This window comes from Burkholderia cepacia, from assembly GCF_001718835.1.
Classification (GTDB): Bacteria; Pseudomonadota; Gammaproteobacteria; order Burkholderiales; family Burkholderiaceae; genus Burkholderia; species Burkholderia cepacia_F.
In genome coordinates this window covers 841,775-857,563 of the sequence record NZ_CP013443.1, presented here as the reverse complement: position 1 = coordinate 857,563, position 15,789 = coordinate 841,775, and the positions used below count along the sequence as shown (strand labels likewise).

Genomic DNA, 15,789 nt, shown 5'->3' with positions numbered 1-15,789 from the left:
GGCGCGGCCCGGTGCCGCGCGATTCGTCAGTGTAGGCAAAAGCGTGCGGCCGTGCGTCGCCGCGCCGTCACCGCACGCAGGACAGGTCGTCCGCCGGGCGCCCCGACGCGGCGGCCTTCGCGTCCGCCACCGGCATGCCCGAGCGCGCCTGCAGCAGCTCCGCGCACACGGCCACCGCGATCGCGCCCGGCGCCTTGTCGACGATGCCCGCGACGCCGATCGGGCACACCATCTCGACCAGCCGCGCCGGATCGACGCCGCGCGCGACAAGCCGGCGCTCGAACTTCACGCGCTTGGTGCGCGAGCCGATCATCCCGAAGTACGCATAGTCGCGCCGCCGCATGATCTGCGCGGCGAGCGAGAAGTCGAGCGCGTGGTTGTGCGTCATCACGAGGAAATATGCGCCGGGCGGCGCCGCGTCGACGACGGCCTCCGGCGTGTCGGTCGGCTCCGGCTGCACGTTCGGCGGACATTCGTCCGGGAACAGCTCGTCGCGCGTGTCGACCCACTGCACGACGCACGGCAGCGCGCCGAGCAGCGTGACGAGCGCGTGACCGACGTGCCCGGCGCCGAACAGCACGATGTGCATCGGCGGCGGCGTGCCGCTCGCGCGGTTGCGCTGGCCGGTGCCCTTGGCGAACGTCATCTCAGCCTCGCGCCGCGCGCACGGCCTGCACCGCGCGCAGGATCGACTCGCCGGTGGCCGGTGCGTCGAGCGGCGGGTTCACCTGGTAGTCGCCGACCGCGGCCACCGCGTCGCGCACCGCGAAGAACACCGAGAACGGCAGCAGCAGCGGCGGCTCGCCGACGGCTTTCGACCGGTGGATGCTGTCCTCGACGTTGCGGTTCCGGAACAGCCGCACGTTGAATTCGGGCGGCGTGTCGTTCACCGTCGGGATCTTGTACGTCGACGGCGCATGCGTCATCAGCTTGCCGCCCTTGTTCCACCATAGCTCCTCGGTCGTGAGCCAGCCCATCCCCTGGATGAACGCGCCTTCGACCTGGCCGATGTCGAGCGCCGGGTTCAGCGACGCGCCCACGTCGTGCAGCGCATCGACGCGCAGCGTGCGCATCTCGCCCGTCAGCGTGTCGATCACGACTTCCGACACGGCCGCGCCGTACGAGTAGTAGTAGAACGGCCGGCCCTGCAGCTTCGACTGATCCCAGTACAGCTTCGGCGTCGCGTAGAAACCGTCGGACCACAGCTGCACGCGCGCGAGGTACGCCTTCGCGATCACGTCGCCGAACGGCACGCTCGTGCCGCCGACCCACACGAAGTCGTTGCCGAACTTCACGTCGGCCGCATCGACCTTGCCGTCGCCGAACTGCTTCGCCGCGAACACCGCGAGCCGCTCGCGCAGCTGGCGCGCCGCATCCTGCGCGGCCTTGCCGTTCAGGTCGGAGCCCGTCGACGCGGCCGTCGCGGACGTGTTCGCGACCTTGCTCGTGTCGGTCGCCGTCACGCGGATCCGGCCGAAGCGGATGCCGAGCTCGTGCGCGACGACCTGCGCGACCTTCGTGTTGAGCCCCTGCCCCATCTCCGTGCCGCCGTGGTTCACGAGCACCGAGCCGTCGGTGTAGATGTGCACCAGCGCGCCGGCCTGGTTGAAGTGCGTGACGTTGAACGCGATGCCGAACTTCACCGGCGTGAGCGCGATGCCCTTCTTCAGCACCGTGTTGCGTGCGTTGAATGCGCGCACGCCCGCCCGCCGCGCGCGGTAGTCGCTCGTCGCCTCGAGTTCGCCGAGCAGTTCGTGCAGCACGTTGTCCTCGACCGTCTGCCCGTACGGCGTCACGTTGCGTTCGGTCTTGCCGTACAGGTTCGCGTAGCGGACGTCGAGCGGATCGCGATCGAGCGAACGCGCGACGTCGTCGAGGATGTACTCGATCGCGAACGCGCCCTGCGGGCCGCCGAAACCGCGGAACGCGGTGTTCGACTGCGTGTTGGTCTTGCCGCAGTAGCCGGCGATGTTTACGTCGCCGAGCCAGTACGCGTTGTCGAAATGGCATACCGCGCGCGTCATCACCGGGCCCGACAGGTCGGCCGAGAAGCCGCAGCGCGACGTCATGTCGAGCGCGACGCCGTCGATGCGGCCGTCGTCGTCGTAGCCGACGTCGAAGCGGTAATGGAAATCGTGGCGCTTGCCGGTGATCATCATGTCGTCGTCGCGATCCGGACGCAGCTTCACCGGGCACAGCAGCTTCCATGCGGCGAGCGCCGCGCAGCACGCGAACAGGCCCGACTGCGATTCCTTGCCGCCGAACCCGCCGCCCATCCGGCGGCATTCGACGAGCACGTTGTGCGACGCGACGCCGAGCACGTGCGCGACGAGGTGCTGCATCTCGCTCGGGTGCTGCGTCGAGCAGTACACGTGCATCCCGTCGTCGTCCTTCGGCACCGCGTACGCGATCTGTCCTTCGAGGTAGAACTGCTCCTGGCCGCCGAGCAGCATTTCGCCCGACTCGCGGTGCGGCGCGACGGCGAGCCGCGCGGCCGCGTCGCCGCGCGCGAGCTTCAGCGGCGGGATCACGTAGGACTGCGCGCGGCGCGCTTCCTGCGCGGTGAGAATCGCCGGCAACTCCTCGTAGTCGACCTGGGCGCGGCGCGCGGCGAGCCGCGCGGTTTCGTGCGAGGTCGCGACGACGATGAACATCGGCTGGCCGACGAACTGCACGATGCCCTTCGCGAGCACCGGGTCGTCGTGGATGATCGGGCCGCAGTCGTTGACGCCCGGGATGTCGTCGGCCGTGAACACGGCGACCACGCCGGGCGTCGCGCGCACCGCGTCGAAGTTCATCGACACGATCTTCGCGTGCGGCTTCGCCGACAGGCCGAGCGCCGCGTGCAGCGTGCCCGCGACGATCGGGATGTCGTCGGTGTAGGTGGCACGCCCGCTGACGTGCAGGTGCGCGGATTCGTGCGCGCGCGAGACGTGGACCTGCGCGGCGTCGGCTTGCGGATCGAGGGTGCTCAGGAACGGTTCTGCTTGCTGGTTCATCGTGTGCCCTCCCTCGTCAGGCGCGCGCCGCAACCGCTGCGACCTCGCGCACGTTCAGCGCCTGCGGCGGCAGCGGATCGTGCGGGCGCGTCTCCAGCCAGAAGCGATACATCAGGTTCTTCGCGGTATCGAGGCGATACGTGCTCGTCGCGCGCATGTCGGACAGCGGCTGGTAGTCGCGCTCGAGCGCCTGCATCGCGGCCTGCGCGGTCGCTTCGTGCCACGTCGCGCCGTCGAGCAGGCTTTCCGTGTGCGTCGCGCGCTTCGGCGTCGCGGCCATCCCGCCGAACGCGATGCGCGGCTCGCGGATCGTGTCGCCGTCCGCGATGAACGCGAACGCCGCGCATACGGCCGAGATGTCGGAGTCGAACCGCTTCGACAGCTTGTACGTGCGGAACTGCAGCTTCTCGCGCGCGCCGGTGCGGGTCGGCACCTTCAGGCCGACGACGAATTCGTGCGGCGCCATGTCCTTCTGCTGATAGCCCGTGTACAGCGCCTCGAGCGGCAGCTCGCGCACCGTGTCGCCGCCGCGCAGCACCACGCGCGCGCCGAGCGCGATCAGGCCCGGCATCGAATCGCCGATCGGCGAGCCGTTCGCGACGTTGCCGCCGATCGTGCCGGCATTGCGGATCGGCAGCGACGCGAAGCGCTTCCACATTTCGGTCAGTTCCGGATACGTGCCGGCCAGCGCCGCATACGCCTTCTCGACCGTCACGCCCGCGCCGATCTCGATCCAGTCGCCGCGCTCCGCGAGGCGCTGCAGTTCGGCGATCTGGCCGACGTAGATCAGGTCGTCGAGCCGGCGCATCTGCTTCGTGACCCACAAGCCGATGTCGGTGCTGCCGGCCAGAATGCGCGCGTCGGGGCGCTCGACCTTCAGCGCCGCCAGCGCGTCGAGCGTGCGCGGCGCCGCGAAGCGCGCGCCGCCGATCGTCGTGTAGTCGAACGTATCGTCGCGCTTGAGCGACGCGAGCGTGCGGGCCAGCGCGGCCGTGTCGACCGGCGCGGCGCCTTCGCCGGCCGCGCCTTCGCCGGCAGCGCCTTCGCCGGCTGCACCGAACATCTGCACCGCCGCATCGACGATCGGGCGATAGCCGGTGCAGCGGCACAGGTTGCCGGTCAGCGCATCGGCGATCTCGGTGCGCGTCGGCACGTCCTTCGCCTTCGCGCACGCGCTGCCGCAACCTTCGTGGCCGTGCTTCTCGTACAGCGCCCACATCGACATCACGAAGCCGGGCGTGCAGAACCCGCATTGCGAACCGTGGCAGTCGACCATCGCCTGCTGCACCGGGTGCAGCGTGCCGTCGGGCTGACGCAGGTCCTCGACCGTCAGCAGCGCCTTGCCGTCGAGCGTCGGCAGGAACTGGATGCATGCGTTGACGGCCTTGAACTCGACCGCGCCGGTGTCGGTCAGCTCGCCGACGACGACCGTGCACGCGCCGCAGTCGCCTTCCGCGCAGCCTTCCTTGGTGCCGGTGCAATGCGCGTCCTCGCGCAGGTACTGCAGCACGGTGCGGGTGACGTCCGCGCCGCTGACTTCGCGGATCGCGTGACGATGGTAGAAGCGGATCGGCTCACTCATGTCTCGTAACGTTCTTCAAGTTGGGCAAGGCGGCCCGCGCCGATGCGGTGGACCGTCGTCTTCTCTGACAGTTTGCACGCTAACACCATCAAATTTCGCAACCCATAGCCCATCACGCATGGGGCCCATATAACTGAGGCGATATGCCGCATGGGGACGGATGAAGGGCCTGCGTGAAAACCGGTTCCATGGGAAAATCCCGATTCCCTTTTTCGCCGTCTTCCGTCTGCTTCGCTCATTCGTTCCGACCCCATGTCAACCGATTCCGCCACACCGCCGCGCAGCGGGTTCGCGGTCACGCTGCAAATCGTGTCCGTCGTCTGCTTCACGTTCATCTGCTACCTGACCATCGGCCTGCCGCTCGCGGTGCTGCCGGGTTTCGTCCATGACGACCTCGGTTTTTCCGCGATCGTCGCGGGCGGCGCGATCAGCGTCCAGTATTTCGCGACGCTCGCGTCGCGGCCGCTCGCCGGGCGCTTCGCCGATACGCTCGGGCCGAAGCAGACGGTGCTGCGCGGGCTGGTCGGCTGCGGAGTGTCGGGCGTGCTGCTGCTCGTCGCGCTGCTGCTCGCGCACTGGCCGGCCGCGAGCCTCGTGCTGCTGGTCGCGAGCCGGCTCGTGCTCGGCGTCGGCGAGAGCCTGTGCGGCACCGGCGCGATCCTGTGGGGTATCGGCAAGGTCGGCGTCACGCACAACGCGAAGGTGATCTCGTGGAACGGGATCGCCACCTACGGCGCACTCGCGCTCGGCGCGCCGGTCGGCGTCGCGATCGCGCATACGCTGAATCCGGCACTGATCGGCGTGATCGTGATCGCGCTCGCCGCGACCGGCTTCTATCTCGCGCGCCTGATCGATTCCGTGCCGCTCGTGCACGGCGAACGGATGTCGTATGCGAGCGTGTTCACGCGCGTGCTGCCGCACGGCCTCGGCCTCGCGCTCGGCTCGGCCGGCTTCGGCTCGATCGCCACCTTCGTTACCCTGTACTACGCGGCGCGCCACTGGCCGAACGCCGCGCTGTCGCTGACCGTGTTCGGCACGCTGTTCATCGGTGCGCGCCTGCTGTTCGCGAACACGATCAAGACGTACGGCGGCTTCCGCGTCGCGATCGTGTCGTTCGCGTTCGAATGCTCGGGCCTCGTGCTGCTGTGGCTCGCGCCCGTGCCGCACGTCGCGCTCGTCGGCGCCGCGCTGACGGGCTTCGGCTTCGCGCTGATCTTCCCGGCACTCGGCGTCGAGGCCGTCGCGCTCGTGCCGCCCGCCAGCCGCGGCGCGGCGCTGTCCGCGTACTCGGTGTTCCTCGACCTGTCGCTCGGCATTACGGGCCCGCTCGCCGGCTATGTCGCGGGCGCGTTCGGTTATCCGCAGGTGTTCCTGTTCGCGGCGGTGGCCGCCGCCGCGGGCGTCGCGCTGTCGATGGTGCTGTACCAGCGGCAGGCGCGGGTTGCCGGCAGCGGCGCGGCGGCCTGACCGCACTGCCCGCTCGCATCAATGACAAAACCCCGCGTTCTCCGGAACGCGGGGTTTTTTATTCATGCGCGAATGCAGGCGAACAGCGGACCACCGGGCCGGAACCGGCCCGCGCGCCGAGCGGCGAGCCGTCACGCCATGCGCGGGAACAGCCGCCGCGCCAGGTCGAACGCGACCAGGTTGCCGGCCACCACCAGCAGCAGCCCGACCACCGCGAGCGGCGACCACTGGTAATCCTCGAACACCGTCGACACCGCCAGCGCGACGATCGGGAACAGCACCGTGCAGTACGCGGCACGCTCCGGCCCGATCCGGCCGACGAGGGTCAGGTAGGCGGTAAAGCCGATCACCGAGCCCGGCACGGCCAGGTACACGAGCGCGCCGAGATAACGCGGGCTCGTGTCGAGCGTGAACGGCAAGCCGGCCACTGCGCTGCCGACGGTCAGGATCGCCGCGCCGATCAGCATCGCCCAGCCGTTGGTCGCGAGCGGGTGCAGCCCCATCGACTGCATCCGGCTCGACAGCAGGTTGCCGGCCGAGAAGCACATCGTGCCCGCCAGCGCGATCGCGAGCCCCGTCCAGGTCGCGTGGTCGTCGAGATGGCCGGCCATCTGCTGCCAGAACAGGCACGCGATGCCCGTCAGGCCGAGCAGCGCGCCGGCGATCGCCGACGGCCGCAGCGGGCGGCCCATGAACAGCCGGCCGTTGATCGAGTTCAACAGCGGCGCGGTCGAGAAGATCACCGCGACGAGGCCGCTCGGCACGACCTGCTCCGCGTAGTAGAAACACAGGAAGTTCAGGCAGAACAGCGCGAAGCCCTGCGCGGCGAGGTAGCGCCACGCTTCGCGCGGCGGGCGCACCGGCCGGCGCATCACGCGCAGCAGCGCGAACAGCACGGCGGCCGCGAGCCAGAAGCGCCATGCGATCGACACGGGCGGCGGCACGGAGCCGAGCTGCCACTTGATCGCGATCCAGGTGGTGCCCCAGATCAGCACGGTGAGGATGTAGAGCGAAAGATTCATGACGGAAACCGGGACAAAAGGCGCAACGGATGCGGGGTCTCCGACTATGCCGCCGCCCGGCGCGCGCCGATTGTCCGGAATTGCGGTCTTTTGCCGGCCGGCGGAACGGGCCGGCGCAGGCGCGCTTATACTCCGTCATCATGCGTGTCCCCCCTCCCGCCCCGCCCGCCGTGCCGTCACCGGCCGCCGCAGCCGCTGCCGCCGTCGGCGGCGATTTGCCGTTCGGCCTGCAGTCGGTCTGCCGCACGCTCGCCGACGCGAACGCGACGCTCGAGCGCTTCGCGTGGCTCGGCGACCATCTCGCGATCGCCGAATGGACGCGGATCACCGACGAAAGCGAGACGGTCTACGAGCAGCCGGGCCACCACACGCTGTCGTGCTACCTCGACGGCGGCTACCGGACGGAACGCCAGCGCGTGCCGCGCTACGGCGCGCCGAGCCTGCTGTGCGCGCTGCCGGGCGACCACGAATCGCGCTGGTGGGTGCGCGGCGAGATGCACTTCATCCACCTGTATTTCCTGCCCGAGCACTTCACGCAGCGCGCGATCCGCGAACTCGACCGCGAGCCGCGCGAGCTGAAGCTCGCCGACCGCACGTACTTCGAGGATGCGCGCGTCGCCGCCCTGCTGCGCTCGCTCGCGCTGGACGGCTGGGACGATGCCGACGAGCGGCTGCGCGTGAACGAGACCGCACACGAGGTGCTGAGCCTGCTGCTGCGCGGGCAGAGCACGACCCGCACCGACACGTCGTTCCGCGGCGGGCTCGCGCCGGCCGTGCGCCGCCGCGTGCGCGACTACATCGACACGTACCTGACGCAACCGCTGACGCTCGGCGAACTCGCCGACGTCGCCGCGCTGTCCGAGTATCACTTCTCGCGGATGTTCCGGTTGTCGTTCGGCCGGGCGCCGCACGCCTGGGTGGCCGAGCAACGGCTGGCGCGGGCGCGCGAGCTGTTGCGCACGACGGCGCTGCCGCTCGCGCAGATCGCGGCCGACTGCGGTTATGCGAACGCCGGCCACTTCAGCCATCGCTTTCGCGACGCCCACGGGACGACGCCGAATACCTACCGGCGTGCGATGCAGGGCCGCTGAGCGCGGCCCCGTCTCGGCTTACGCGCCGCGCCGCGACAGTTCCTGTTCGAGCGCCGCGACGCCGGCCGGCAGGTCGACCGGCACCTTCAGGTCGACCATCGTGCGGCCGAACGCATGCAGCGTACGGAACAGGTTGTGCTCGCGGCACTGCTCGCCCATCTGGCCGATCCGCACGATCGGCAACCCGAACGAGCCCGAAATCTCGACCTGGTACTGCTTCGAGATGTGGCCGCAGACCATCCCCGGCGTCAGCCCTTCCGGCGTCTCGATCCCGACCACCGAATTCAGCCGGCAATCCTTCGGCGCATAGAGCTTGAGCCCCATCGACTCGACGCCCGCCTGCAGCGCGAGCGAGCAGCGCAGATGGCGCGCGAAGCGGCTTTCGAGCGTCTCGGCACAGACGAGCCGCAGCGCTTCGTGCAGCGCGAGCACGCCCGACACGGGCGCCGTGTAGTGATAGCCCGCGTTGTGCCAGAAGTTCTCCGCGAGCGCCATGTCGAGACACCAGTGCGCGTTCGGTTCGGGGCGCTGCTTCATGCGCTCCCAGGCGGCGTCGGAGAACGCGATCAGCGACACGCCCGGAATCGACGACAGCCCTTTCTGGCCGCCGGTGATCACCGCGTCGATGCCCCACGCGTCCATCTCGAGCGGCATCGTCGACAGCGTGCACACCGCGTCGACCACGACCAGCGCACCGGCCGCCTTCGCGAGCGCCGCGATGTCGCGCAGGTCGCGGTTCCACACGGTGTTCGACGTCTCGCCCTGCACGATCGTGACGATCTCGGGCCGCTCGCGCGCGATCGCGTCCGCGATCTCGTCGAGACTCGCGACTGCGCGGTCGGCCACTTCGAGCGTCGCGACGTCGGCGCCGACGCGGGTGGCCATCTCGGCCATCCGCGCGCTGAAGAAGCCGTTGCGGATCGACAGCACGCGGGTACCGCGCCACGCGAGGTTCGAGATCGCCATTTCCATCGCGGCCGAACCGGGGCCCGCGACACCGAGCACCCACTTCGTGCGGGTCTGGAACACGTAGCGCGCCATCTCCTTCACCTGCTCGATGATCTTCGCCATCGTCGCGCCGAGGTGGTTGATCACGATCGTGTTCGCCTTCGCGACGGCGGCCGGGATCGGAACCGGGCCGGCCCCCATCATCAGCAGCGGTTCTTCGGGCAGGATCGCGTCGAGCGGCACGACGACGGGACAGGGAATCGGCGAGTAATCGATGGACATGACTGGAACAGGATAAAGGACGAAAAGGCGCGAATCGTCGCCGCGCGCCGCGGCGAATTCATCGATGATTCCGCGTTCCGCTGCGATGCGCAAGAGGAGCGTGCGTCAAATCAGCAAAATACGTGCCGCCGACGCCGGATAAGGTCGTCAAGCGCACGGCCGACGCACAATTCGCTCGCCGAATCGGCCAACGATTCGGCGAGCCTCCGAATCCGGCGTGAATCGGTTCCATCCACCAGTGCCGCGCGCACGATATTTTTCGCGTGTACCGACACAATTGCCGAACACTTGCCGCCCGCACATGCTCCGCGCCATTCGAAAAAATGCGCTGCATCAAAAATTGCACCCATCCATTTTTGGTGCATTTAGACGATCCAGCCCAAAAAACCGCTATTGCGGCGCACTTTGGCCTGACATTCTTGCAATGTCGTATTCCGCGCGCGCATGTGAAAAGCAACATATTGATTATTAAAGAATTTTCAATTCGCCCCACTTCCCGCGATCAAGAAAAAGCCGGCGCATCACGTACCGAACATTGGCGCACCGGCCGCTTTTTCGATACGCGCGACGCCGATTTTATGCAACCCGCCCCTTTTCTCAGGTTGACGAATATTGCCGAGGTAATGAACAATCGGTGGCGCAATCGAAAACCGTTCTTTTCGACGTGAAGTCGAAATAGGGTTGAGCAACGATTTTCAGACTTGCGCAACGCAAAAACACAACCATAATCAATCAACCGGGCCAGAAATACGCAAGCCATGAACCAGATTCAGACCATGCGTGTATTCGTCTGCGTCGCCGAGCAGCAGAGCTTCCGGCGCGCGGCGCACCATCTCGGCGTGTCCAATGCACTCGTCACGCGTTCGATCGCGATGCTCGAGGGCCACCTGAACACACGGCTGATCCACCGCACCACGCGCAACCTGTCGCTAACCGAGGCCGGCGTGCGCTACCTCGACGGGTGCCGTGCGCTGCTCGAGGAATTCGACCACCTCGAATCGTCCGTCGCGCATGCCGTGCGCGAACCGGCCGGTACGCTGCGCGTCGTCGCGTCGGGCCTGCTGTCGCCGCTTGCACTGACGCCGCTCGTCAGCAGCTTCCGGCACCGCTACCCCGAGTTGCGCGTGCAGCTGACCGTCTCCGAAGGGCCGCTCGACGTGCTCGATTCGGGTTACGACGTCGGCATCGTCACGGGCAACCGGCTCGACGGCAACCCGACGCTGATCGGCCACGCGCTCGCGCCGAACCCGTTCGTCGCGTGCGCGGCACCGTCCTATCTCGAGCGGCGCGGCGAGCCGCGCCTGCCCGACGACCTGCCGGGCCACGACTGGGTCACGCTCGCCTCGCACCAGCATGCGCCCGCGTGGCGGTTCGTCGGCCCGGACGACGCGGTTCATCCGGTGACGGTGCGCCCCGTCTACACGGTCAACCAGCTGTCGCTCGTGCAGGCGGCGACCGTCGCGGGCTCGGGCATCGCCGTGCTGCCGGAAAACGTCGTCGCCGACGCGCTCGCGAGCGGCACGCTGGTGCGGCTGATGGCCGGCTACCGGATCGACGATCCCGACACGCAGCTGTCGCTCGTCTACCCGAACCGCCAGTACGTGCCGGCCCGCACGCGCAGCTTCGTCGAACACGCACTCGACCACTTCAGCACCCAGGCGGCGCGCACGCACGCAAGCTACGTGTTCCTGCGCGACCCGCGCGCCCAGGAGCGCTCCGACATCGTCACGGGCCTGCAGTAAACTGCGCGCGTCAGCCTTCGGAGGTGCAGCGTGCGCGTGATCCTGTTCAGCAGCCGGCAGTACGACGACGATTCGTTTGCGGCCGCCAACCGGCAGTTCGGCTATCGGCTGCACTTCCAGCCGTCGCACCTCGACGCGGAAACCGCGATCCTCGCGCACGGCTATGAGGTCGTCTGCCCGTTCGTCAACGACACCGTCGACGCGGCCGTGCTCGAACGGCTGGCCGACGGCGGCACGCGCCTGATCGCGCTGCGCTCGGCGGGCTTCAACCATGTCGACCTGGCCGCCGCCCAGCGGCTCGGCATCACGGTCGTGCGCGTGCCCGCCTATTCGCCGCACGCGGTGGCCGAGCACGCGGTCGCGCTGATCCTCGCGCTCAACCGCCGCCTGCCGCGCGCGGTCGCGCGCACCCGCGAAGGCGACTTCTCGCTGAACGGCCTGCTCGGCTTCGACCTGCACGGCAAGACCGTCGGCGTGATCGGCACCGGCATCATCGGCAGCGTGTTCGCGAAGATCATGATGGGCTTCGGGATGCACGTGCTCGCGCACTCGGTGCCGCCGTACAACGACGAGCTGATCGCATTCGGCGCGCGTTATGTCGAGCTCGACGAGCTGCTGCACCACGCCGACATCGTCAGCCTGCACTGCCCGCTGCTGCCGTCGACGCACCACCTGATCAACGAACGCACGCTCGCGCGGATGAAGCACGGCGCGATGCTGATCAATACCGGGCGCGGCGGCCTCGTCGATGCGCAGGCGCTGGTCGATGCGCTCAAGAGCGGCCAGCTCGGCCATCTCGGGCTCGACGTGTACGAAGAGGAAAGCGGGCTCTTCTTCGAGGATCACTCCGACCTGCCGCTGCAGGACGACGTGCTCGCCCGCCTGCTGACCTTCCCCAACGTGATCGTCACGTCCCACCAGGCGTTCTTCACCCGCGAAGCGCTGGCCGAGATCGCGCACACGACGCTGCTGAACATCGAGGCGTGGCATGCGGGCACGCCGCAGAACGTCGTGACCGCGAATCGCTGACGGCAGGCGGCGCGCCGGCCGGGTTCACCTGTCCGTTTCGTTGCGCCGCGGCCGGATCGTTTCACGATCGGCATCAATCCAGCACTTCGCTCCCGCTCATGTAACGCCGCCCGCGCGCAGTCTGCTATCGTTGCGCCGACGTTATCCCGCCCCTCACGCTCATGCGTTTCGACGATTCCGCCATCGCCGCCGTCTACCGCGCCATTTTCGAACGGCGCGACATGCGCCACTTCACGCCGGCGCCCGTCGATCCCGCCGTGCTCGCGCGCCTGCTGCGCGCGGCGCATCACGCGCCGAGCGTCGGCTTCATGCAGCCGTGGCGCTTCATCCGCATCACCGATCCCGCGCTGCGCACGGCGATCCACGCGCTGGTCGAGGCCGAGCGACGCGCGACCGCCGACGCACTCGGCGAGCGCCAGGACGAATTCATGCGGCTGAAAGTCGAAGGCGTGCGCGAATGCGGCGAGCTGCTGGTCGTCGCGCTCGCCGACGGTCGCGAGCGCCACGTGTTCGGCCGCCGCACGCTGCCGGAAATGGATCTCGCGTCCGCCGCGTGCGCGATCCAGAACATGTGGCTCGCGGCCCGCGCCGAAGGGCTCGGGATGGGCTGGGTCTCGCTGTTCGACGTCGACGCGCTGCGCGCGTTGCTGCGCATGCCCGACGGTGCAAAGCCGATCGCCGTGCTGTGCGTCGGGCACGTCGACGCGTTCTATGCGAAGCCGATGCTCGAGCAGGAGCGTTGGGCCGCGCGGATGCCGATCGAAGCGTGTGTGTCCGAGAATGGCTGGAACGGTGCGGCAGGTGAGACCGGCGCATCGATCGAGTCCGGAGCGTCCGGAGCGTCCGGAACGTCCGGAACGTCCGACGAATCGGGCAAACCCGCCACGCAGGCACGAAACGCCGTCTGAGCGTCCGCCCACAGCGTCGACGGTGTAATTGCGCCCCGGTTATCCACACCCCCGCCGGCCCTGCGCGCCCCCACACTCCGGACACTCGCATCGCGCCCCGTCGCAAGCCGGCAACAACCATTCCGGCCCCAAGCATAAGGGTTTTCACTGAAGTAGAATCGCGGCTGACGTCCTTCCTCCGCCTGTCCCGCGCATCCTGCGCCAGCACGAGCGGCGGCTTTTCCCGAGCCCACCGCGATGCCCCTACCTCTTTTCGCCCTTGCCGTCGCCGCATTTGGAATCGGTACCACCGAGTTCGTGATCATGGGGCTGCTGCCCAACGTCGCACGCGATCTCGGCGTGTCGATCCCGGCCGCCGGGATGCTCGTGTCGGGTTACGCGCTCGGCGTGACGATCGGCGCGCCGATCCTCGCGATCGTCACCGCGAAGATGCCGCGCAAGCGTGCGCTGATGGGCCTGATCGGATTGTTCATCGCGGGCAACCTGTTCTGCGCGATCGCACCGGGCTACGCGGTGCTGATGGCCGCGCGCGTGGTCACCGCGTTCTGCCACGGCGCGTTCTTCGGGATCGGCTCGGTGGTCGCGAGCAACCTCGTCGCACCGAACCGCCGCGCGCAGGCGATCGCCCTGATGTTCACCGGCCTCACGCTCGCGAACGTGCTCGGCGTGCCGCTCGGCACCGCGCTCGGCCAGGCGTTCGGCTGGCGCGCGACGTTCTGGGCCGTCACCGGCATCGGCATCGCCGCGGCTGCCGCGCTCGCCGTCTGCCTGCCGAAGCACCTCGCGATGCCCGACACCAGCATCACGCGCGAATTCAGCGTGCTGAAGCACCCGCAGGTGCTGATGGTGCTCGGCATCAGCGTGCTGGCATCGGCAAGCCTGTTCAGCGTGTTCACGTACATCACGCCGATCCTCGAGGACGTGACGGGCTTCTCCCCGCGCCAGGTCACCTACGTGCTGCTGCTGTTCGGCCTCGGGCTGACGGTGGGCGGCACGCTCGGCGGCAAGCTCGCCGACTGGCGCCGGATGCCGTCGCTGATCGCGACGCTCGCGCTGATCGGCATCGTCCTCGCGCTGTTCGCGGGCACGATGCACCTGCCGTTCGCCGCGCTCGCGACGATCTTCGTGTGGGGCATCCTCGCGTTCGCGATCGTGCCGCCGCTGCAGATCCTGATCGTCGACCGCGCAAGCGACGCGCCGAACCTCGCATCGACGCTGAACCAGGGCGCATTCAACCTCGGCAACGCGACCGGCGCGTGGCTCGGCGGGATGGCGATCGGCTCCGGCGTGTCGCTCGTGAACCTGCCGTGGGTCGGCGTCGCGATGGCCGTCGCCGCGCTGGCGCTCACGCTGTGGTCGGCGTCGCTCGAACGCCGCCCGGTGACCGTGCCGACCGAATACGTGTAACGCCGCCCCGCGCGCATTCGTTGCGCGCGCAACGCCTGCAACGCCACCCGGACCTGATGGCCTTCATGGACCTTTCAAGGTCCGCGGTGTAGCATCCCCGCCGATGAAAGCCATTCTTAATCGCGATTTCCTCGCGCTGATCCTGAGCGTCGCGGTCGTCGGCCTCGGCACCGGCGCCACGCTGCCGCTCACCGCGCTCGCGCTGACCGAGGCCGGGCACGGCACCAACGTCGTCGGCATGCTGACCGCCGCGCAGGCCCTCGGCGGCCTCGCGATCGTCCCGTTCGTCACCGCACTCGCACGCCACATCGGCTCGCGCCGCGCGATCGTCGTATCGGTCGTGCTGCTCGCGGCCGCCACCGCGCTGATGCAGTTCACGTCGAACCTGATCCTGTGGGGCGCGCTGCGCGTGCTGTGCGGCGCCGCGCTGATGCTGCTGTTCACGATCGGCGAGGCGTGGGTCAACCAGCTCGCCGACGATTCGACGCGCGGCCGCGTCGTCGCGATCTACGCGACCAATTTCACGCTGTTCCAGATGGCGGGCCCCGTGCTCGTGAGCCAGATCGCCGGTGCGACGAGCATCCGCTTCGCGCTGTGCGGCGCGCTGTTCCTGCTCGCGCTGCCGACGCTCGCGACGATCCGGCGCGCACCGCTCGCCGGCGACGACGCGCATCACGAAGCGCACGGCCGCTGGCTCGACGTGCTGCCGCGCATGCCCGCGCTGATCATCGGCACCGGTTTCTTCGCGCTGTTCGATACGCTCGCGCTGTCGCTGCTGCCGCTCTACGCGATGGATCACGGCGTCGCGAGCGCCACGGCCGTGCTGCTCGCGTCGATCATGCTGTTCGGCGATACCGCGATGCAGTTCCCGATCGGCTGGCTCGCGGACAAGCTCGGCCGCGAACGCGTGCACCTCGGCGCGGGCTGGATCGTGCTGGCCGGCCTGCCGCTGCTGCCGTTCGTCATCGCGAACCCGTGGCTGTGCTGGCCGCTGCTGTTCGTGCTCGGCGCGGCGGCCGGCAGCATCTATACGCTGTCGCTCGTCGCGTGCGGCGAACGCTTCCGCGGTGCGGCGCTCGTCACCGCGAGCTCGCTCGTGTCGGCATCGTGGAGCGCCGCGAGCTTCGGCGGCCCGCTGGTCGCCGGCGCGTTGATGGAGCAACTGGGCAGCAACGCGCTGGTCGGCGTGCTGGTCGCCTGTGTCGCCGCGTTCGTCGCGGCCGCGCTGTGGGAGCGACGCGCCGCGTTGCAGCGCGCGGTCTAGCGGTGCGCCCGATGGCGGTCCGTGCCTGACGAACCGCCATCGCGCGTG

The 15,789-nt window shown here is 68.9% G+C and carries 13 protein-coding genes; 8 read left to right on the top strand and 5 right to left on the bottom strand.

Annotated features, from left to right (window positions below):
* Positions 1 to 67: 67 nt before the first annotated feature.
* From xdhC to xdhA, 3 genes are read right to left on the bottom strand one after another with little or no spacing between them, the layout of a single operon-like run.
* Positions 68 to 646 carry a xanthine dehydrogenase accessory protein XdhC gene (gene xdhC, locus WT26_RS07340; protein ID WP_069272485.1) on the bottom strand — a complete coding sequence of 193 codons (579 nt, stop codon included), beginning with the start codon at positions 644 to 646 and terminating at the stop codon, positions 68 to 70.
* Between the two features lies 1 nt (position 647).
* Complete coding sequence (xdhB, locus tag WT26_RS07335) at positions 648 to 2,999, bottom strand: xanthine dehydrogenase molybdopterin binding subunit (protein WP_069272484.1); 2,352 nt, start codon at positions 2,997 to 2,999, stop codon at positions 648 to 650.
* A 16-nt stretch (positions 3,000 to 3,015) separates the two neighbouring features.
* Positions 3,016 to 4,581: a xanthine dehydrogenase small subunit gene (gene xdhA / locus WT26_RS07330; protein ID WP_069272483.1), complete on the bottom strand. Its 1,566-nt coding sequence runs from the start codon at positions 4,579 to 4,581 to the stop codon at positions 3,016 to 3,018.
* A gap of 252 nt (positions 4,582 to 4,833) precedes the next feature.
* Between xdhA and WT26_RS07325 the strand changes: the two genes are divergently transcribed.
* Positions 4,834 to 6,048 (top strand): MFS transporter, encoded by a 1,215-nt coding sequence (locus tag WT26_RS07325; protein WP_069272482.1) that lies wholly within the window; start codon positions 4,834 to 4,836, stop codon positions 6,046 to 6,048.
* A 131-nt stretch (positions 6,049 to 6,179) separates the two neighbouring features.
* Here WT26_RS07325 and WT26_RS07320 read toward each other — a convergent pair whose 3' ends face one another.
* Positions 6,180 to 7,070: a DMT family transporter gene (locus WT26_RS07320; protein ID WP_069272481.1), complete on the bottom strand. Its 891-nt coding sequence runs from the start codon at positions 7,068 to 7,070 to the stop codon at positions 6,180 to 6,182.
* A gap of 140 nt (positions 7,071 to 7,210) precedes the next feature.
* Between WT26_RS07320 and WT26_RS07315 the strand changes: the two genes are divergently transcribed.
* Positions 7,211 to 8,161, top strand: a complete 951-nt coding sequence (locus WT26_RS07315; protein WP_069272480.1) for a helix-turn-helix domain-containing protein — start codon at positions 7,211 to 7,213, stop codon at positions 8,159 to 8,161.
* A gap of 18 nt (positions 8,162 to 8,179) precedes the next feature.
* On the opposite strand, the gene WT26_RS07310 is transcribed toward WT26_RS07315, so the two are convergent.
* Entirely contained in the window at positions 8,180 to 9,391 is a 1,212-nt protein-coding gene (locus WT26_RS07310) for a pyridoxal-phosphate-dependent aminotransferase family protein (RefSeq protein ID WP_034206542.1), read from the bottom strand.
* 263 nt (positions 9,392 to 9,654) lie between these two features.
* Between WT26_RS07310 and WT26_RS37975 the strand changes: the two genes are divergently transcribed.
* The 6 genes from WT26_RS37975 to WT26_RS07285 all read left to right on the top strand — a co-directional run bounded on the left by WT26_RS37975 (position 9,655) and on the right by WT26_RS07285 (position 15,741).
* On the top strand, positions 9,655 to 10,059 hold the full coding sequence (locus WT26_RS37975) for a hypothetical protein (protein ID WP_196222143.1): 405 nt from the start codon (positions 9,655 to 9,657) through the stop codon (positions 10,057 to 10,059).
* Between the two features lie 90 nt (positions 10,060 to 10,149).
* Entirely contained in the window at positions 10,150 to 11,133 is a 984-nt protein-coding gene (locus WT26_RS07305; protein WP_069272479.1) for a LysR family transcriptional regulator, read from the top strand.
* A 30-nt stretch (positions 11,134 to 11,163) separates the two neighbouring features.
* The gene (locus WT26_RS07300; RefSeq protein ID WP_059529140.1) at positions 11,164 to 12,162 is read left to right on the top strand and encodes a 2-hydroxyacid dehydrogenase; all 999 of its coding nucleotides are present in this window, start codon (positions 11,164 to 11,166) and stop codon (positions 12,160 to 12,162) included.
* Between the two features lie 161 nt (positions 12,163 to 12,323).
* Entirely contained in the window at positions 12,324 to 13,070 is a 747-nt protein-coding gene (bluB, locus tag WT26_RS07295) for a 5,6-dimethylbenzimidazole synthase (protein WP_069272478.1), read from the top strand.
* A gap of 237 nt (positions 13,071 to 13,307) precedes the next feature.
* A complete protein-coding gene (locus tag WT26_RS07290; protein WP_059529134.1) occupies positions 13,308 to 14,477 on the top strand; it encodes an MFS transporter in 1,170 nt (389 codons plus the stop codon).
* Positions 14,478 to 14,580: 103 nt separating this feature from the next.
* A complete protein-coding gene (locus tag WT26_RS07285; RefSeq protein ID WP_059664447.1) occupies positions 14,581 to 15,741 on the top strand; it encodes an MFS transporter in 1,161 nt (386 codons plus the stop codon).
* Positions 15,742 to 15,789: the final 48 nt, after the last annotated feature.

Bases quoted from the DNA above. Each gene is read 5' to 3' on its own strand.
- xdhC (WP_069272485.1), bottom strand. From the start codon at position 646: ATGACGTTCGCCAAGGGCACCGGCCAGCGCAACCGCGCGAGCGGCACG.
- xdhB (WP_069272484.1), bottom strand. From the start codon at position 2,999: ATGAACCAGCAAGCAGAACCGTTCCTGAGCACCCTCGATCCGCAAGCC.
- xdhA (WP_069272483.1), bottom strand. From the start codon at position 4,581: ATGAGTGAGCCGATCCGCTTCTACCATCGTCACGCGATCCGCGAAGTC.
- WT26_RS07325 (WP_069272482.1), top strand. From the start codon at position 4,834: ATGTCAACCGATTCCGCCACACCGCCGCGCAGCGGGTTCGCGGTCACG.
- WT26_RS07320 (WP_069272481.1), bottom strand. From the start codon at position 7,070: ATGAATCTTTCGCTCTACATCCTCACCGTGCTGATCTGGGGCACCACC.
- WT26_RS07315 (WP_069272480.1), top strand. From the start codon at position 7,211: ATGCGTGTCCCCCCTCCCGCCCCGCCCGCCGTGCCGTCACCGGCCGCC.
- WT26_RS07310 (WP_034206542.1), bottom strand. From the start codon at position 9,391: ATGTCCATCGATTACTCGCCGATTCCCTGTCCCGTCGTCGTGCCGCTC.
- WT26_RS07305 (WP_069272479.1), top strand. From the start codon at position 10,150: ATGAACCAGATTCAGACCATGCGTGTATTCGTCTGCGTCGCCGAGCAG.
- bluB (WP_069272478.1), top strand. From the start codon at position 12,324: ATGCGTTTCGACGATTCCGCCATCGCCGCCGTCTACCGCGCCATTTTC.
- WT26_RS07290 (WP_059529134.1), top strand. From the start codon at position 13,308: ATGCCCCTACCTCTTTTCGCCCTTGCCGTCGCCGCATTTGGAATCGGT.
- WT26_RS07285 (WP_059664447.1), top strand. From the start codon at position 14,581: ATGAAAGCCATTCTTAATCGCGATTTCCTCGCGCTGATCCTGAGCGTC.